Here is a 15,482-nt window from a genome sequence, read left to right on the forward strand (position 1 = left end):
CCCCGTATGTTCTCAATATGTACTTTTTCCTAGACTCAAAGCCTATCTAGTGCCGCCCGACCATCCCGCCCACGAAATATAGCTTTTCCTTCTTATGGCATTGCGCGTCATTTTTTCCGGCAAACTACAACAGACACCTTAATCGGGGCGATTCCATCGAGTGGCTTGAGCTGGCGCGGGGCTGACGGATGGTCCCGACAGTAATCAACAGCTGCCTTAACCTGAATCTCTGAGAGCCAGTTATATGCCTTGAGAATCCGGGCCATGGGAATGCCGGCATTCACCGAGGCAGCAATAATATCTGCTGTCACTCGGGTACCTTTGATGACGGGGGCTCCAGAGTGAATTCCCGGGTCAGATACTATGTAAGGATCGTACCAGGCCATGACTGTGGAAAACCTTGAATTCTTGAGTCGGCTGGACTCGCTTACCTTTGAGGATGTCCCGCGATCATCAAGATACCAGCGATCAGATATCTTCTCCTGGCTCGCATCAGAATGCATCTGCGAATTGCTGGAGAGGAATCCCGATCAAACGATCTCTGAAATGCGCAGGGAATTTGAAGCAAGGTGGAGGGGGCCAAATTATCTCGCCCCTCACCTAGTCGAGCAATGGGATCGTCTGCTGAATGGCCCAGCAGCTAACATCATACTTATTCTAAGGACTGATTCTGACAGTGGTGCCCACGCAAGGCAGATACGCCCAGCGGGTGATTTGATCACACAGGAAAACAGAGAAAAGCTCTTTGACACTGCCCGTCGCTTGGACAGGGCACGATTCGGTGAAAGAAGCTAAACAAATCAGCTCTGTGGCGATGACTTGATGCATTGCTTATTTCGAACAAAGGCCTCTACTGTCTCGAGGGCGTTGCGACAAGAAAATTTAGGGTTCTTCTCCTTAATAAGCCTTGGGCGACCGATGTGTGTGCAGAGCGAGAGTAGTTCCTGAAGGTTTAAGTGGTTGGCAGCAATCTCAAACTTGGGAGACCTGCTATGCAACCGCTGATTCAGAATCTTCCTTTCAATCAAGCGGACGAACTCGATTGTCGTCTTGGAGGCCGGTCGCGGTTTTGTATTTCGAAAATCGAATTTGCAATTGTGGCAACTATGCAATGATCGACGCATCCAGCTAAGCGAAGTGCCACATTGAGCACAATAACTTTCTAATATAGTGCGATGTTTGGGACAGACGACATAATGAGTGAGCTCCCAAATCGCCGGAAGCATAAGAGTTTCGGAAAGGCATGTGGGACAAAATTTCGGCTTCGCAAAGTTTACTTCCGGGCGTTCCAAGCTGTGGCCATGGAAGTAGATTGGGTCGACTTTTCCGATGCTAGTGTGATCTGGGAAAAAGTATGGGAAATGACGCACGCCAACTGCGGTACTGTTGGATGTGACGATATCCGCTGCCCGAGAAAGTGCGGGATATACCGAGTGCCTAGCCACTTGAAATGTCGCGGCAAGATTATCGCCGCTGTTCAGGTCCACCAGCCGCAGGAGATAGCCTAACAATCCTTCGCCGAGCTTTGGTTCGCACCTAATCACAAGCCGCATCGTCATGCCTCTGACAATGATTCGCTTGCTCCATTTTACCTGCTGTTTCAAAGAGCGGTTTAGCGGAAAGAGATCGCCACGTGAGTAGGGCGAACATTTCGAAGGAGGCGCGACTCTTCGAATATCGTTCGGAATAAGACATGCCTAACAATCACGTTCGGGCGAGAGTGCATAAGTTCTTGATTTCTAGCGCTCCCGACTATCAATCTTAGTTCGACGGACCATGATTGGTGTTCCGTCCTGCAAAGACTGAGAAACCGAACTCAATGATTGAGAATTTGTCTCAAGCCTGAGGGTTAGTGTTCAATGCGTTACTGTTGGACTGCAGACTCATGTGATCTCTAGGCAAGTCGGCCAATCTTTGATTGGTGGCCTTGTTTTTTGACTTTCACATTCAAACGGCCTCAGGGCTGCCTGATAGCCGATGATCCGGTCTCGCGCCAGCAGCGCAGGTAAACCTACCTCAAAGTGCAGGTCTAACTGCTTCTTGGGTTGCAGAACCTAGCTCCCCGCACGATGTCCAGGGGCAGATGCATGGATGACAATCGCCTCGCCAAAACAGGAGGCAATCATGAATGTGAATGTTGTATCGAAGCCCGGAAAATCTAAGCCCGACGAAATGGTTCCGTCGCGCTATGCGCTGCAGGTCGGCGACTATGAAGTGCTGGTGATCAGCGACGGCGTGTTGACGATTCCGACCTCGGTGCTGGCCACCAACGCCGATCCGGCCGCTCTGGCAGCCTGGCTGAAGGATATGTTCATGCCGCCGGACGTGCTCGAATGGCCGCTGAACGTGGTCGTGGTGCGTGGCCGCGGCCGGACGATCCTCATCGATGCCGGGATCGGGCTGGAGTATCCGGGTTTCCCCAAGGCCGGACGCCTGGCGCAAAGACTGGACGCCGCCGGCATCGACCTCGCATCCGTGACCGATATCGTGCTCACGCACCTGCACATGGACCATGTTGGTGGGTTGCTTGGTGACGGGCTTAAGGGGCGGCTGCGACCGGATGTACCGATTCATGTGTCGGCAACCGAAGTCGATTTCTGGGCCCAGCCGGATTTCTCTCACACCACCATGCCAAAGCCGATTCCGCCCGTACTCCGGTCGGTCGCCACCCGGTTCCTCAAAGAATACGGCAGTCAGCTGCGGCAGTTCGACAATGAGCACGAGGTGGCGCCAGGCTTCGTCGTTCGTCGCACCGGTGGCCACACTCCCGGGCACAGCGTGATTCGTATTACGTCGGGCAGTGATCGGCTGACCTTCGCCGGTGACGCCTTGTTTCCCGTCGGGTTCGAGCATCCGTACTGGTACAACGGCTTCGAGCACGACCCCGAGGAGTCGGCTCGTGTCCGTGTCGATCTCTTGCGGGAACTCGCAGGAACGGGTGAGGTGCTGGTGGCTGCTCACCTGTCGTTCCCGTTCTGCCGGGTCGCAGTCGATGGCGACGTATTCCGTTGGGTCCCTGCCCACTGGGAGTACTAACCATTCATCTTATACTGGCGCCGGGTTGAGGCGCCGGTACACCAGTATCCATGGGCCGGTCGTCACTTCGTGGCGACCGGCCTTTCCCTTGGCAACGGGTGGCGTAGGGTGTGTCGCCTAGTCTTATAAAGATGTTATTCCCTGCCGATATCCCGCGTGGGCGGAGGTAGAGCCTCCCAGATGCGGACCAGCTTTCCAACCGAACCAACCTCCATCTTGCGCATGGCATTGCTGCGATGGAGTTTCACCGTCACGTCGCTGATGCCGAGGTCAAAGGCAATCTGCTTGTTCTGACGGCCGCGCACCACTTCCTGAAGTACCTCGCGCTCGCGGTGGGTCAGGCCCTTGAGGCGCTGGATATTGCGTTCGATCACGATGCGACGAGCCCGCCGTTCGGCGTCCAGTGCGATTGCCGAGGTGATGGCATCCAGAAGGTCCTGGTCGCGCACGGGCTTGGTCAAGAAATCGACTGCGCCGGCCTTCATGGCCTGTACGCTCATCGGGATATCGCCATGGCCGGTCAGGAAGATGATCGGCTTGACGTCGCCACTTTGCACCATGCGACGTTGCAGGTCGAGCCCGCTTGCGCCAGGCATTCGCACGTCCAGCACGAGGCAGCCAGGCCCCTCCAGGACATCAGCCTTGAACAAGGCAGCTGTCGACGCAAAACAGGCGGAACTGAACCCTGCAGATTGCAGCAGATCCGACAGTGCCTCCCGGATAGCAGCATCGTCATCGACAATGATGACGGTCGGGTGCTGTGCAACCTGATCGATCTGCAAAGAGGACTGCTTTGCTCCCCGCTGGAGCGGCTGGTCAACTGCCATGATCACTCCCCATTTCCTTTGTGTTGCAGGGCATCCGCGATAGCCGCGAGTAATACCTGGCCATCGAACGGCTTTCGGAATAGTCCGTCGATGTCCTGTGCGCGCTCCTGGTCCACAATCTCGTGGCGACCGGTAATCAGGAAGACCGGCAGCTTGGGGCGCGCCTTCTTCACCTGATCGCGGAGCTCAAAGCCATTCATCCCCGGCATCCCAATGTCGGTAATGAGCAGGTCGATACCCGATGTGCCGCTGGCCAGCAGCGCTCCTGCCGACGAGAAGCTGCGCGTGACATACCCGGCCGATTCCAGCAGTTCCTCCAGGGATTCGAGGACTCTCGGATCGTCATCCACCACTGCGACAACTGACTTCACATTACTCACTTTCGCGGCCCTCCCGCCCGGCGGGAGTGGGTGACCTGTATTCCCAGCCGTTCGGCGACCCGTACGAGGTCTGCGAAGGAATCGGCGCCCATCTTCTGCGTCACATTCCGTCTGTGAACCTGCAGCATCACTTCGCTGATCCCCAGTTCGGCGGCAGCCTGTTTGTTGAGGAGACCGCTCACCACGAGTGGCAGGACTTCGCGTTCGCGTGGCGTCAGGTCGAGGTAGCGCGTTTGCAGGCCCGCCAGCTCTGCCCGTGCGGCCCTGTTCTCCCGGTCCTGGGCGATTGCGGTGCCAATCGCGGTCATCAGGTCTGTATCGCTGAACGGCTTGGTCAGGAAGTCGACGGCGCCGCGCTTGATTGCGCGCACGGAGGAGGGAATGTCGCCATGCCCGGTGATGAACACAATGGGAGGATGATGGCTCGCGGCAATCTGTCCCTGCAGGTCCAGGCCGTTGATATCCGGCAGTTCGACATCCAGCACCAGGCAGGCAGGGATGTCCGGCTTGTCGGCGGCGATATAGTCACGGGCCGATCCGAAGGCGACTGTGCGCAGCCCGTGCGACGCGAGAAGGTCTGTCAACGCCTCGCGGATGCGCGCGTCGTCGTCAACAATGAAGATAATCTGGTCATCGGTACTCATGACAAAACTTTCGACTCTATCGGTAAGGTGAAGGCGAGAACCGCGCCCTTCGGCTCGTTCTTTTCGGCCCAGAGCCGGCCGCCATGCGATTCGACAATGGACCGGCAGATCGCCAGGCCCATGCCCATACCGTGCTCCTTGGTAGTGAAGAATGGCTCGAATATCCGGTCCGGAGCCTCAATCCCCGTGCCATGATCCCGGATATCGATCTGGACAGTGTTGTCGATGCGACTGACGCGCACCGACAGGCGTTTGTCCTCGGCAAGGCCGGCCATGGCTTCCATGCCGTTGCGGATCAGATTGACCAGAACCTGCTTGATCTGTACGGCATCCATGAAAATGGCCGGAAGGCCACGGTCGACCTCGACATCCAGCAAGACACGATGGCGTGCGGCTTCCTCGGCGATCAGATTATGTGCTTCCGCCACGATGTCTTCGATCGCGCCATTGACCCTGGTATCGACCGACTGTTTGAACAGGGCGCGGATGCGGCTCACGACATCCGCCGCCGAGTTGGCATCACGGATGATACGGTCGACCGTCTTGTTGGCCCGCTCGATATTCGGCGGATCGGCCGTCAGCCAGCGGTGGCAGGCATGGGAGTTGGCAATCACCGCGGCCAGCGGCTGGTTCACCTCATGGGCAATGGAGGCAGAAAGCTCGGCCAGGCTCGCCGCCTGACTTTGGCGCGCAAGGCTATCCTGCGCCGCGCGCAATGCCTGCTGGGCATGCATCTCGTCTTCAATGTCGATTGAGACGATGTGCCACTGCAGGATGGTACCAGAGGCGTCGCGCTGCGGTTGCGTGCGTGCCTCGATCCAGCGATAGATGCCCTGTTTGTCGCGCCGTCGAAAACGATTCACGAACGGCTGCCCGGTGGCAAAACCGTGCGATGCTACGGCAAACATCCTGGGGAAATCTTCAGGATGAGCGACATCTCTGGCCAAAGCATCGAAGTCTTCGATATGCACCAACGGCGCACCGACCTTGTCGATATATCGTTTGCTGGCATAGGTCATTTTACGCGTGGGCGCGAAGCTGAGAATATTGATCGGCAGCGCATCGAGAAGTTCCCGCAATCCACGCTCCCGCTCACGCAGCGCTTCCTCCGCATGCACTTGATCGTCGATGTCGTGGCATAGGCCATACCACTGTACGATACGGCCATCCTCGCCGCGCAGCGGATCGGCGCGGCTGGACATCCAGTGGTAGACGCCATCGGCACGGCGCAGGCGATAACGCAGGGCAAAAGGCTCGCCAGTAGCCAATGAATGCCTGAGCGCAGTCCTGAATCCGGGCGCATCGACCGGATGGATGGCTTCGATAAGCGCATCCAGCCGCGTCGCGTTCGGCCGGTCTATATCGGCGACACCCATGCCAAGGAAGTCGGCCATGCGCCGGTTGAAGAAGATTGGTTCGCCATCGGGCGTCAGTCGCCATAGATGGCTGGGCACCACGTCCACAAGCTGCGTGAGCTCCCATTCCCGGTGGCGCAGAGTGTCCATGCTTTTGCGAAGCGTCAGCAGTCCCAGGCGGTGTTGACGCGAAATCGCCGCCACGATCATCGCCGACAAGGCCGAGATGGCGAGGAAGAGTTGCAGCAGGATATGCCGCTCTTTCGGGGATTCAGACACGCCAGGAAATTCGCCGCCACTCGACATGGTGAATGCGGCAGTGATCAGAACGAGGAACATCAACGCGATGGCGGCACCTTTAAACTCGAAGCGCACGGCCGCCCACAGCAGCGGCGGAACGACAATGTAAGTAAAGGACAGGTAGTGGTTCAGGGACAGCGCGGCAACCCCGCCGAAGATCAGGCCCAGGATGCAAATCTCCATCCATTGGGTGGCTGATAGCTGGGTCCTGTCACCCCAGTTCTGCAGCACGGCCAGCGCCAGTGGCGCGACGATCAGGACACCCGTAGCGTCGCCGATCCAGAACAGGGGCCACGCGGTCCAAAAGCTTTGCGACAGAATATCGAACCCGTCGACGGTCGCAGCGCCGATTGTCGCAGCCATGATCGGCGCGACCCCCGCGCCCAGTGCGACGAAGATCAACATCTGTTGGAGTGTATCCAGGCGCACCGGATCGCCCAGCACCCGACGGATGAGCCATGCACCGATCAGGGCTTCCAGTGCATTGCCGAGATAGATCAGGAATGCCGCGGGCAGCGGACTGCGGAACCATAAGGTATTGGCGAACAACTCGGCGAAGCACCCGGCCAGCAGCCACCAGGCCCATGTCGAGCGGGACGCGAACAGGAGCGTAGCGATGAACAACCCGCTCGGCAGCCAGATCGAAATGCCGGTTCCTGGCATGAATGCCAGAATCTGGGCGAAGGCGCAGCCCAGCACATAGGCAGCGACAAATAAACCGAGGTGGATGAATTTCGGGCGCTGTGTCCAGAGGCCGGTCATCTGCTGTTCCCCTCCGGACTTGAGCGGTCCAGGGCTTAGGCACGTCGTCCAACGCTTGACACTAATTGTGCGATATCAGCGCCGCAACTATGGAAATCCATGCATTGCCGCGCGGAGGAAAAAAGACCGCCACTCATCGGATAGGGATGAGTGGCGGCCAAGTCCGGTCAGCCCAGGGGAGGCTACCGGGTACGCCACGTCGCCGGGGACTGCGCGTGGCGGCAGACCGGTGGCCAAGGGGGCGAGGCCACCGGCGAGGAGGCAGGCGCGTCGCTGCGAAGACGATCTGCCGGTTGGGGTTCAGGCCGTGAAGAACGCGAGCAGATCTGCGTTGATCATATCGGCATGCGTGGCGGCCATGCCGTGCGGCAGGCCCTTGTAGAGCTTGAGCTTGCCGTTCCTGACCAGCCGAATGGCCTTCTGGGCCGCGTCGTGCACCGGAACGACCTGGTCGTCGTCGCCGTGCATGATCAGCACCGGCAGGTCGATCTTCTTCAGATCCGCAGTGAAGTCGGTCTCGGAAAAAGCCTGGATGCAGTCATATTGTGCCTTGGTGCCGCCCATCATCGCCTGGCGGAACCAGTTGTGCACCAGGCCCATAGAAATCTCGCTGCCCTTACGGTTGAAGCCGTAGAACGGGCCAGAAGCGAGTTCGAGGAAGAACTGCGCGCGGTTCTTGAGGTGGGCTGCGCGGAAGCCGTCGAATACCTCCAGTGGCAGGCCCTCGGGATTGGCGGCCGACTTCACCATCACCGGCGTCACGGCGCCGATCAGAGCCAGCTTGGCGACCCGACCGGCTTCGGCGCGGGCGACGTAGCGCGTGGCCTCGCCGCCGCCCGTGGAATGGCCGACATGAATGGCATTCTTCAGGTCCAGCGCCTTGGCCAGCTCGATCAGGTCGGCGGCATAGGTGTCCATGTCGTTGCCGCTTTCGGTCTGGCTCGAGCGGCCATGACCCCGGCGATCATGTGCGATCACGCGGTAGCCCTTGGCGAAGAAATAGAGCATCTGGTTGTCCCATTCGTCGCCGCTGAGCGGCCAGCCGTGATGGAACACGATCGGCTGCGCATTGCGCGGACCCCAGTCCTTGAAGAAGAGCCGGGTGCCGTCGCGCAGGGTGATGGTATCCGCGAAAGCGCCTTGGGAGCCCGACTTCGGCGTAACCGGCGTGGCCTGCGCCTGCGCCAAGCCGGAAAGCGATGCCATGCCCGCGAGGCTGATGCCGGCCTTGAGCAGGCTGCGGCGCTGCGGGGTGCCGATGGTGGTGGATTGAGTCATTGCAAAGTCCTTCTTTTTTCGGGCGAGTGGGAAAGGGGTAGTGCTCAACGGCCTGGCGTCAGGTCAGCGACATGCCGCCATCGACAGTGAGTTCGATTCCGGTGATGAAGCTGCCTGCATCGCAGGCGAGGAACAGCGCGGCGCTGGCCAGATCGGCTGGCAGGCCCATGCGGCCCAGCGGGATCATGTCGCCCATCGCCTTGACAAAGTCGGGCCGTTCTTTCGCTGTCACGCCGAGCTTGTCGAGGATCGGGGTTTCGACCGGACCCGGGCTCAGGACGTTGACGCGAATCTTTCGGGCTTTCAGCTCCAGGGCCCAGGCGCGGGCGAAGGCGCCGATGGCCGCCTTGCTGCCGGCATAAACAGCGTGATTGTCGAGTGTCTTGGTTGCGGCGATGGAGCTGACCAGGATGATGCTGCCGCCGTCACGCATGAGGGGCAAGATTGCCTGCACGCCGAAGAAGACGCCGCGGGTATTGACGTCGAACTGGTGGTCGTAATCCTCCACAGTCACCTTGTCGGACGGCGCAAGTTTGATGACGCCGGCATTGGCGACGAAGATGTCGAGCTCGCCGAAGCGCTGTCGAATCTCACGGACGAGGCGGGTATGCTGAGCGATATCCGCGGAGTCGCCCTGGATGCCGACGACACCGGACCCGATTTCCGCCACTGCGGCATCGAGTACGTCCTGACGCCGGCCGGTGATGGCAACCTTGGCGCCCTGCTGGGCGAAGAGCTGTGCCGTGGCTTTGCCGATCCCGCTGTTGCCGCCGGTAATGACAGCAATCTTTCCTGTCAGAGCTTGCATCGACATACTTTCCGTCCGTTGAATGAACTGTTCGGTCGGAGTGTGTCGGTCTGGCCGGGTTTCTGGAATCGCACACCGGTCTAGCGTGTATTCGCCATTCGTAAGGAGGATTAGGGCTCCGGTATGGTTTGCCCCATCCAAGCTGCCATGGACGGGGAGCGTCTGGCGCGGCGGCTAGTTCGACCGAGAGCGCCGCCATGCGCCCGGGCTGACGCCCGCGATGGTCTTGAAAACCCGGCTGAGATGGCTGGCATCGGTGAAGCCGGCCTTGGTCGCCACTTCAGCCAAAGTGAGCGTCGATACCTGCATCAGGGACTTCGCTGTTTCGACCCGCCGTCGCAGCAACCATTGATGCGGCGAGACACCGGTTGTGTGGCGGAACGCGCGCGCGAAATGGCTGGCTGAGATATCGCATTCCGCGGCAAGCGTCTCCAGTGTGGTGGTGCCTTCCAGGTTGGCATCTATATAGTCGCAGACCCGCTTGAGCTGGCGCTGCGTCAGGCCGCCCTTGGCAAGGGTCTTGAAAATCTGCATGCCGCCATAAGCTGTCGCCGCATGCAGGGCAATCGCCATGGTGACATGGTCAACGAAAAGCTGGTTTGCTTCTGCGGGGCGGCGCACGGCTTCCAGCAGCGACATGCCGAGATGCCGGATTACCGGATCGTCGAAGGCTTCGCCTAGCGGGCAGTACAGGTGGTGGACCGGTGTGGCATTCGATTGTTCGGCCACGGTGCTCAGGGCGCTGCGCGGCACATAAAAGAAGATCGAATGATAGGCTTTGTTGATGACGTAGCGCGGGTCGGTTTTCAGGTCGTAAATATAGGTCGCGCCGGCGAAGACGTCGTATTTCTTTACCTTCCGTTCAGCCCATGCTTCGCAGTCGGGATAGTCCTTCAGTTTCAGGCTGATCATGTAGGCATCGTCGGCAGGCATGGAGCTGGATAGACCGGTCTCGGGCTTATCCGACCGGACTTCGGTGATGGCGATCTCGGATTTGCGCAGCGAGCGGTTTACCAGTACGGGCGCGATGTCCGAGCGGAGTGCCTTACCGAGAATTGCGCCATATACGCCGGTCTGCATCATAAGGGCCGCACTCCTTTCCGGCCGGAATTCCAGAAAACAGCGGGGTTCGCCCCGCGATCTATATGTATGCAGCGAAACTATTACTCTCCCAGGGGCCGCGACAACCTATGGTTCGCCATACCCCGGCCCGCCTGGCGGGAATTGTATAAAATGATCGCTCGGTGTCTAAACCGCTCATAAAACCAGGAAGATGAAACAAGATTTCGGCGACAGCGGTACTCCGATGCTGTGAAATCACCATCCGCGCGGTTATGGCCCCATCCAGAAATTGAGCTGCCGTGTCGGCGTGGCTGACGATCGGAGACGGTTATGAATATGCTTCTGACAACCTCGGAAAAGACGGCGGCAATGCTCGAACAGCCGCTCGTCATCATTGTCGACGACGACGACGGAGTTCGTATGGCGCTGAAGGAGCTGATGGAATCGGTCGGACTGGAGGCGGCGTGTTTCAGTTCAGCACAGGAACTGGCTAAGGTCCGTCTGTGCGAGCGTCCTGGCTGTATCGTGCTGGATGTGCGCCTTCCGGGGATCAGTGGTCTGGACTTCCACTGCCAGTTGGCTTCGACCGGTATCGATAAACCAGTGGTCTTCCTGACGGGACATGGCGACATCTCGATGTCAGTGCAGGCCATGAAGGCCGGCGCGATTGATTTCCTGACCAAACCGGTGCGCGACCAGACGCTGCTCGATGCCGTGATGATCGGCATTGCGCGTGATGTGGAAAACCGCAGCGTGGCGCAGGTGACCAAGATCTACGTCGACCGGTTCAATAGCCTGACGCCACGCGAACGCCAAGTCTTCCGTGGTGTGGCGAACGGGCAGGCCAACAAGCAGATCGCCTATGACCTCGGAATCAGCGAGATCACCGTCAAGCTGCACCGCACGAACACGATGAGAAAGATGCGCGTCACATCCATCGGCGATGCGGTTCGTGCCTGGGAGGCGATCCCGCAGACCACTCGCGATCGCGGAGTGAACTAACTCAGCCGAAAGCCGGATACGACCGGTAGGTGGCTGCGGCCCCAGAGCGATGCGATCCGTCGCTGTGCGTCGCACCGGCAGGCAGTCCCCTTGGTGGCGGGACCTGATCGCGCCGCACGGCTTATGCCAAAGCATAGCCTGACCTAGCGATCAGCGGCTGTCCGCGACCCTCGCGCATAATACACGACACAGCTGCTGCAGGGCACTCTCGCCTGGCTCCACCGAGCCGGCCCTAGAGCCGCGCATGTCCGGGGCTGATATCGGAGCGAAGCGCCCCGACCACATATGAGCGGAGATTTCGAATGCAAAAGCGACTTCTGATTATCGGCGCCGGCTTTGCCGGCATGTATGCGGCTCTGTCGGCAGCACGCCTGCGTGACCTGAAGGGCGTGACGCCCGACCAGCTGGAGATCGCGCTGATCGCACCGCGGCCCGCGCTGGTGGTCCGGCCCCGCCTGTATGAGGCGAAGCCGGAGACCATGTCAGCCCCGCTGCTCGATCTGCTCAAGGCCGTGGATGTCGCCTATATCCAGGGCTATGTGACGGACGTTGATACCGACAAGCGCATTGTCGAAGCCGCCGGCCATCCGGAAGACCTTTTCACCATCAACTACGACCGCCTGGTGGTAGCGACGGGCAGCCAGCTGTTCCGTCCGCCGGTGCCGGGTTTGGCCGAATTCGGCTTCAGCGTCGACAGCCTCGAAGATGCCGTCGCGCTGGACAAACATCTTCACAAGCTGGCGAAGCAGCCGGAGTCGGACGCCCGCAACACCGTGGTGGTCGCTGGCGGTGGGTTTACCGGCATTGAGGCTGCCACCGAGCTGCCGGCGCGTCTGAAGGAAATCTTCGGGCCGAAGGCGAAAATGCGTGTCCTCATCGTTGATCGTTCCGACGCCATCGCGCCCGACCTGGGTGCCGGCCCCCGACCCATCATCGAGAAAGCGCTCAAGGACCTGGGTATTGAAATGCACATGAAGCTCGGCGTCGCCGAGCTGACCAGAACAGGCGTGAAGCTGTCGGATGGCAGCGAGATCGCCGCCGCCACCGTGATCTGGGCGGCCGGCATCCGCGCCCATCCGCTGACCCAGAAGTTTGCCGCCGAACGCGACAATTTCGGCCGCCTGATCGTCGACCGCGAGCTTCGCGTCCCCGGCCTGCCCGGCGTGTTCGCCACCGGCGATTCCGCCAAGGCGATCTGCGACGATGACGGTAACTTCGCGTTGATGTCCTGCCAGCACGCCACGCGGATGGGCGCTTTCGCCGGCAACAATGCTGCCGCCGAACTGCTCGGCGTTTCCGCCACCCCGTATCAGCAGAAGGGCTATGTCACCTGCCTGGATCTGGGTAGTGCCGGCGCCCTCTTCACGCGCGGCTGGGACCGCAAGGTCGAGATGGTCGGCGAGGTCGCCAAGGCGACCAAGCGCGAGATCAACACGGTCTGGATCTACCCGCCCAAGGCCGAACGCAGTGCGGCGCTGGCCTCAGCAGAGCCGTCGCGCGTCACCGATGTTGGCTGAGTGGCCAGGTTGGAATTCTTCCGCCCAGGAGGCGTCATGTTACGCAAAATCCTTGCCCTGCTGATGAGCCACAAGCGAGACAAGCCCGTCACGCTGGCAGGAAACCCTCTTGGCCGCCCGCGGCCACGGCGCCGGCGCAAGGACAGTCAGCGCCAAGGCTGATCCCCCGGATCAAGGCAGGCTGTTGTAGTCCGGGACGCATCGTCCGTCCTTTCCAGGCATCCAGTGGAGACCATTATGCCAAACCAACCCCATCAGAATCGCCGTCAATTCCTCGGTGCCGCAGCCGGAACCCTCGCGGTGGCTGGGACGAGCCAGGTGCCGTTCGCGCCCGCTCGCGCGCAGTCCAGTGCCGGCTCCGGCGCCCACACCGTGTTCGGCGAACTGAAGCGGATCAATACGGGCGTGCTGAGCACCAGCTATGTTGATATGGGTCCGGAGAACGGATATCCGGTCATCCTGCTCCATGGCTGGCCTTACGATATCAACAGCTATATCGACGTGGCGCCGGAACTGGTGCGGGCGGGCTACCGGGTTATCATTCCTTACCTGCGAGGCTACGGCGCCACAAAGTTCCTATCCGATTCAACACTGCGTAACGGTCAGCCAGCGGCGCTGGCGCTCGACATCATCGCGCTGATGGATGCGCTCAGGATTCCGACCGCGCTCATCGGCGGATACGACTGGGGCGGCCGGACCGCGGATGTCATAGCGGCGGTGTGGCCTGAACGCTGCAAGGGCCTTGTCGCCGTCAGCGGCTATCTGATCGGTAGCCAGGAGGGTAGCCGGATGCCGCTGCCGCCCCGAGCTGAGCTGCAATGGTGGTACCAGTTCTACTTCACCACCGAGCGCGGCCGTGCCGGTTACGACAGGAACCGCTACGACTTCAACAGGCTCATCTGGCAGCTGGCGTCGCCGCAGTGGACATTCGATGAAGCGACCTATGCGCGGTCGGCTGCCGCCTTCGATAACCCGGATCATGTCGCTGTCGTCATCCACAATTATCGGTGGCGGCTCGCCCTGGTCGATGGCGAACGCCAGTATGACGCGCTGGAACGTCAGCTGGCCGCGGCGCCGGTGATCAGGGTGCCGTCCATCTCTATGGAGGGCGATGCCAATGGTGCGCCGCACCCCGATCCGGCGGTCTATGCGAACAAGTTCGTCGGAAAATACGAGCATCGCCTGGTGCGCGGCGGCATCGGTCATAACCTGCCGCAGGAAGCGCCGCAGGCCTTTGTTCGCGCAATCCTGGATGTCGCAAGGATGTAAGCCGACAAAAATGTTCCGCACCGGCAAGATCATCTGACGGGTGGCAGAAGTGGCGGGACATGCGCATGTGATCCGCCTGAAATCGGAAAATCTGCGCGACGGCATCCGGTGTTAGTTCGACTCACATTGGGAATCGGATTCGGCCGCGCGACTCACATTCGGGGGCGCACTGGACTAACATTCGCTATCGGCCGCATTGCCGTAAGATGCGGAAATATAAAAGCGTCCCCTATCATTCTTATTCGGACTGACCAAGAGCGGCTGCAGCTCGGGCATGAAATGCGCCGGAGAGTGTGGCGATGGACCGGAATCCCGACCTGCGTTGGCATCGGCCCCACAAAGACGCTGGCAAAGCTCGCGAACCACGCAGCCAAGAGACGGCTTGAGTGTGCCGGCGTCTGCGACCTTTCCGACCAGGCGCTACGCCGGCATGTCATGGCCGGTGTGGACGTTGGCGAAGTTTGGGGCATCGGTGGCCGCTCGGCCGCTAAGCTGCAGGCGCTGGGCGTGAAGACCGTTGCACAGCTCGCGGCGCTGGATCCGCGCCAGGCGCGATCACTGCTGACCGTCGTTGGCGAGCGCATCGTGCATGAGCTGAATGGTAGGCCGTGCCTGCAGATCGAGGAGTTGACACCAGCGCGGAAGACTACGGCCGTAACACGCAGCTTCGCTGCGCCAGTTAAAAATCTTGACGCGCTCTGCGAAGCAATCGCGTCATTCGCCACGCGTGCGGCGGAGAAGCTGCGAGAACACGACCAGGAGGCGGGCCTGCTCCAAGTATTCTTTCATTCGAGCCCCTTCAGGGCGCGAGAGGGAAAAGAGCCTTGGTTTTCGCGCGCTGCGAGTCATACGTTCGCCGCGCCCACCAGTGACACTCTGCAGCTCGTATCGGCCGCCGTGCAGATTGCCCGACGAGGCTTCCAGCCAGGCTGCCGGTTGACGAAGGCCGGCGTGATGGCGCTTGGCCTGGTGCCGGCCGGTTCGGGGATGCGAGACCTATTCGAGGCGTCTGCAGCGACCAGGCCGAGGCTCATGGCCGCCATCGATGCGATCAATGCAAGGCAGGGGCGTGATGTGATCCGAACTGCAGCGGCCGGCATTCAAAAAGCCAGCGCAGATCGAACCCGAGCTGACTGGCGTATGCGCCAGGCAAGGCTTTCTCCGTCTTATACGACCAGGCTATCCGACATCCTGGAGGTGAGATGCTAAGTCGCGCCCAATTGCGGCTATCGGGCATAAAAT

General features: G+C 60.2%; 14 protein-coding genes. 5 read left to right on the top strand and 9 right to left on the bottom strand.

Annotated features, from left to right (window positions below; translation table 11 throughout):
- Positions 1-107: 107 nt before the first annotated feature.
- Complete coding sequence (locus tag CTR53_RS21195) at positions 108-503, bottom strand: DUF433 domain-containing protein (protein WP_367158941.1); 396 nt, start codon at positions 501-503, stop codon at positions 108-110.
- A 297-nt stretch (positions 504-800) separates the two neighbouring features.
- On the bottom strand, positions 801-1,559 hold the full coding sequence (locus CTR53_RS21200; RefSeq protein ID WP_367158942.1) for a TniQ family protein: 759 nt from the start codon (positions 1,557-1,559) through the stop codon (positions 801-803).
- 565 nt (positions 1,560-2,124) lie between these two features.
- On the opposite strand from CTR53_RS21200, the gene CTR53_RS05220 reads away from it, so the two are divergent.
- Entirely contained in the window at positions 2,125-3,036 is a 912-nt protein-coding gene (locus tag CTR53_RS05220; protein ID WP_290809735.1) for an MBL fold metallo-hydrolase, read from the top strand.
- 134 nt (positions 3,037-3,170) lie between these two features.
- On the opposite strand, the gene CTR53_RS05225 is transcribed toward CTR53_RS05220, so the two are convergent.
- From CTR53_RS05225 to CTR53_RS05255, 7 genes are all read right to left on the bottom strand, one after another.
- Positions 3,171-3,863 (bottom strand): response regulator transcription factor, encoded by a 693-nt coding sequence (locus CTR53_RS05225; protein ID WP_290809736.1) that lies wholly within the window; start codon positions 3,861-3,863, stop codon positions 3,171-3,173.
- Between the two features lie 2 nt (positions 3,864-3,865).
- Positions 3,866-4,243, bottom strand: coding sequence for a response regulator (locus CTR53_RS05230; RefSeq protein ID WP_290809737.1), 378 nt, complete (start codon positions 4,241-4,243; stop codon positions 3,866-3,868).
- Positions 4,240-4,887, bottom strand: a complete 648-nt coding sequence (locus CTR53_RS05235; RefSeq protein WP_290809738.1) for a response regulator — start codon at positions 4,885-4,887, stop codon at positions 4,240-4,242. The genes CTR53_RS05230 and CTR53_RS05235 overlap by 4 nt, the downstream gene beginning before the upstream one ends.
- A complete protein-coding gene (locus CTR53_RS05240; protein ID WP_290809739.1) occupies positions 4,884-7,304 on the bottom strand; it encodes an MASE1 domain-containing protein in 2,421 nt (806 codons plus the stop codon). Before CTR53_RS05240 ends, CTR53_RS05235 begins: the two co-directional genes overlap by 4 nt.
- 300 nt (positions 7,305-7,604) lie before the next feature.
- Complete coding sequence (locus CTR53_RS05245; protein ID WP_290809740.1) at positions 7,605-8,582, bottom strand: alpha/beta hydrolase; 978 nt, start codon at positions 8,580-8,582, stop codon at positions 7,605-7,607.
- A 58-nt stretch (positions 8,583-8,640) separates the two neighbouring features.
- Positions 8,641-9,390, bottom strand: coding sequence for an SDR family NAD(P)-dependent oxidoreductase (locus CTR53_RS05250; protein WP_290809741.1), 750 nt, complete (start codon positions 9,388-9,390; stop codon positions 8,641-8,643).
- 174 nt (positions 9,391-9,564) lie between these two features.
- On the bottom strand, positions 9,565-10,473 hold the full coding sequence (locus CTR53_RS05255) for a helix-turn-helix domain-containing protein (protein WP_290809742.1): 909 nt from the start codon (positions 10,471-10,473) through the stop codon (positions 9,565-9,567).
- Between the two features lie 309 nt (positions 10,474-10,782).
- Here CTR53_RS05255 and CTR53_RS05260 point away from each other — a divergent pair, with 309 nt between their 5' ends.
- The 4 genes from CTR53_RS05260 to CTR53_RS05275 all read left to right on the top strand — a co-directional run bounded on the left by CTR53_RS05260 (position 10,783) and on the right by CTR53_RS05275 (position 15,449).
- A complete protein-coding gene (locus tag CTR53_RS05260; RefSeq protein ID WP_290809743.1) occupies positions 10,783-11,454 on the top strand; it encodes a response regulator transcription factor in 672 nt (223 codons plus the stop codon).
- A 302-nt stretch (positions 11,455-11,756) separates the two neighbouring features.
- A complete protein-coding gene (locus CTR53_RS05265) occupies positions 11,757-12,971 on the top strand; it encodes an NAD(P)/FAD-dependent oxidoreductase (RefSeq protein WP_290809744.1) in 1,215 nt (404 codons plus the stop codon).
- Between the two features lie 237 nt (positions 12,972-13,208).
- Entirely contained in the window at positions 13,209-14,240 is a 1,032-nt protein-coding gene (locus tag CTR53_RS05270; protein ID WP_290809745.1) for an alpha/beta hydrolase, read from the top strand.
- Positions 14,241-14,675: 435 nt separating this feature from the next.
- Entirely contained in the window at positions 14,676-15,449 is a 774-nt protein-coding gene (locus CTR53_RS05275) for a DUF4113 domain-containing protein (RefSeq protein WP_290809746.1), read from the top strand.
- Positions 15,450-15,482: the final 33 nt, after the last annotated feature.

Source organism: Ferrovibrio sp. (assembly GCF_002796975.1).
GTDB lineage: Bacteria > Pseudomonadota > Alphaproteobacteria > Ferrovibrionales > Ferrovibrionaceae > Ferrovibrio.

What these genes read in the sequence shown, in the direction of transcription:
- CTR53_RS05260 (WP_290809743.1), top strand. Translation starts at nt 10,783, where the DNA reads ATGAATATGCTTCTGACAACCTCGGAAAAGACGGCGGCAATGCTCGAA.
- CTR53_RS05265 (WP_290809744.1), top strand. Translation starts at nt 11,757, where the DNA reads ATGCAAAAGCGACTTCTGATTATCGGCGCCGGCTTTGCCGGCATGTAT.
- CTR53_RS05225 (WP_290809736.1), bottom strand. Translation starts at nt 3,863, where the DNA reads ATGGCAGTTGACCAGCCGCTCCAGCGGGGAGCAAAGCAGTCCTCTTTG.
- CTR53_RS05220 (WP_290809735.1), top strand. Translation starts at nt 2,125, where the DNA reads ATGAATGTGAATGTTGTATCGAAGCCCGGAAAATCTAAGCCCGACGAA.
- CTR53_RS21195 (WP_367158941.1), bottom strand. Translation starts at nt 503, where the DNA reads ATGCATTCTGATGCGAGCCAGGAGAAGATATCTGATCGCTGGTATCTT.
- CTR53_RS05250 (WP_290809741.1), bottom strand. Translation starts at nt 9,390, where the DNA reads ATGCAAGCTCTGACAGGAAAGATTGCTGTCATTACCGGCGGCAACAGC.
- CTR53_RS05235 (WP_290809738.1), bottom strand. Translation starts at nt 4,887, where the DNA reads ATGAGTACCGATGACCAGATTATCTTCATTGTTGACGACGACGCGCGC.
- CTR53_RS05255 (WP_290809742.1), bottom strand. Translation starts at nt 10,473, where the DNA reads ATGATGCAGACCGGCGTATATGGCGCAATTCTCGGTAAGGCACTCCGC.
- CTR53_RS05240 (WP_290809739.1), bottom strand. Translation starts at nt 7,304, where the DNA reads ATGACCGGCCTCTGGACACAGCGCCCGAAATTCATCCACCTCGGTTTA.
- CTR53_RS05270 (WP_290809745.1), top strand. Translation starts at nt 13,209, where the DNA reads ATGCCAAACCAACCCCATCAGAATCGCCGTCAATTCCTCGGTGCCGCA.
- CTR53_RS05275 (WP_290809746.1), top strand. Translation starts at nt 14,676, where the DNA reads ATGGCCGGTGTGGACGTTGGCGAAGTTTGGGGCATCGGTGGCCGCTCG.
- CTR53_RS05245 (WP_290809740.1), bottom strand. Translation starts at nt 8,582, where the DNA reads ATGACTCAATCCACCACCATCGGCACCCCGCAGCGCCGCAGCCTGCTC.
- CTR53_RS21200 (WP_367158942.1), bottom strand. Translation starts at nt 1,559, where the DNA reads ATGACGATGCGGCTTGTGATTAGGTGCGAACCAAAGCTCGGCGAAGGA.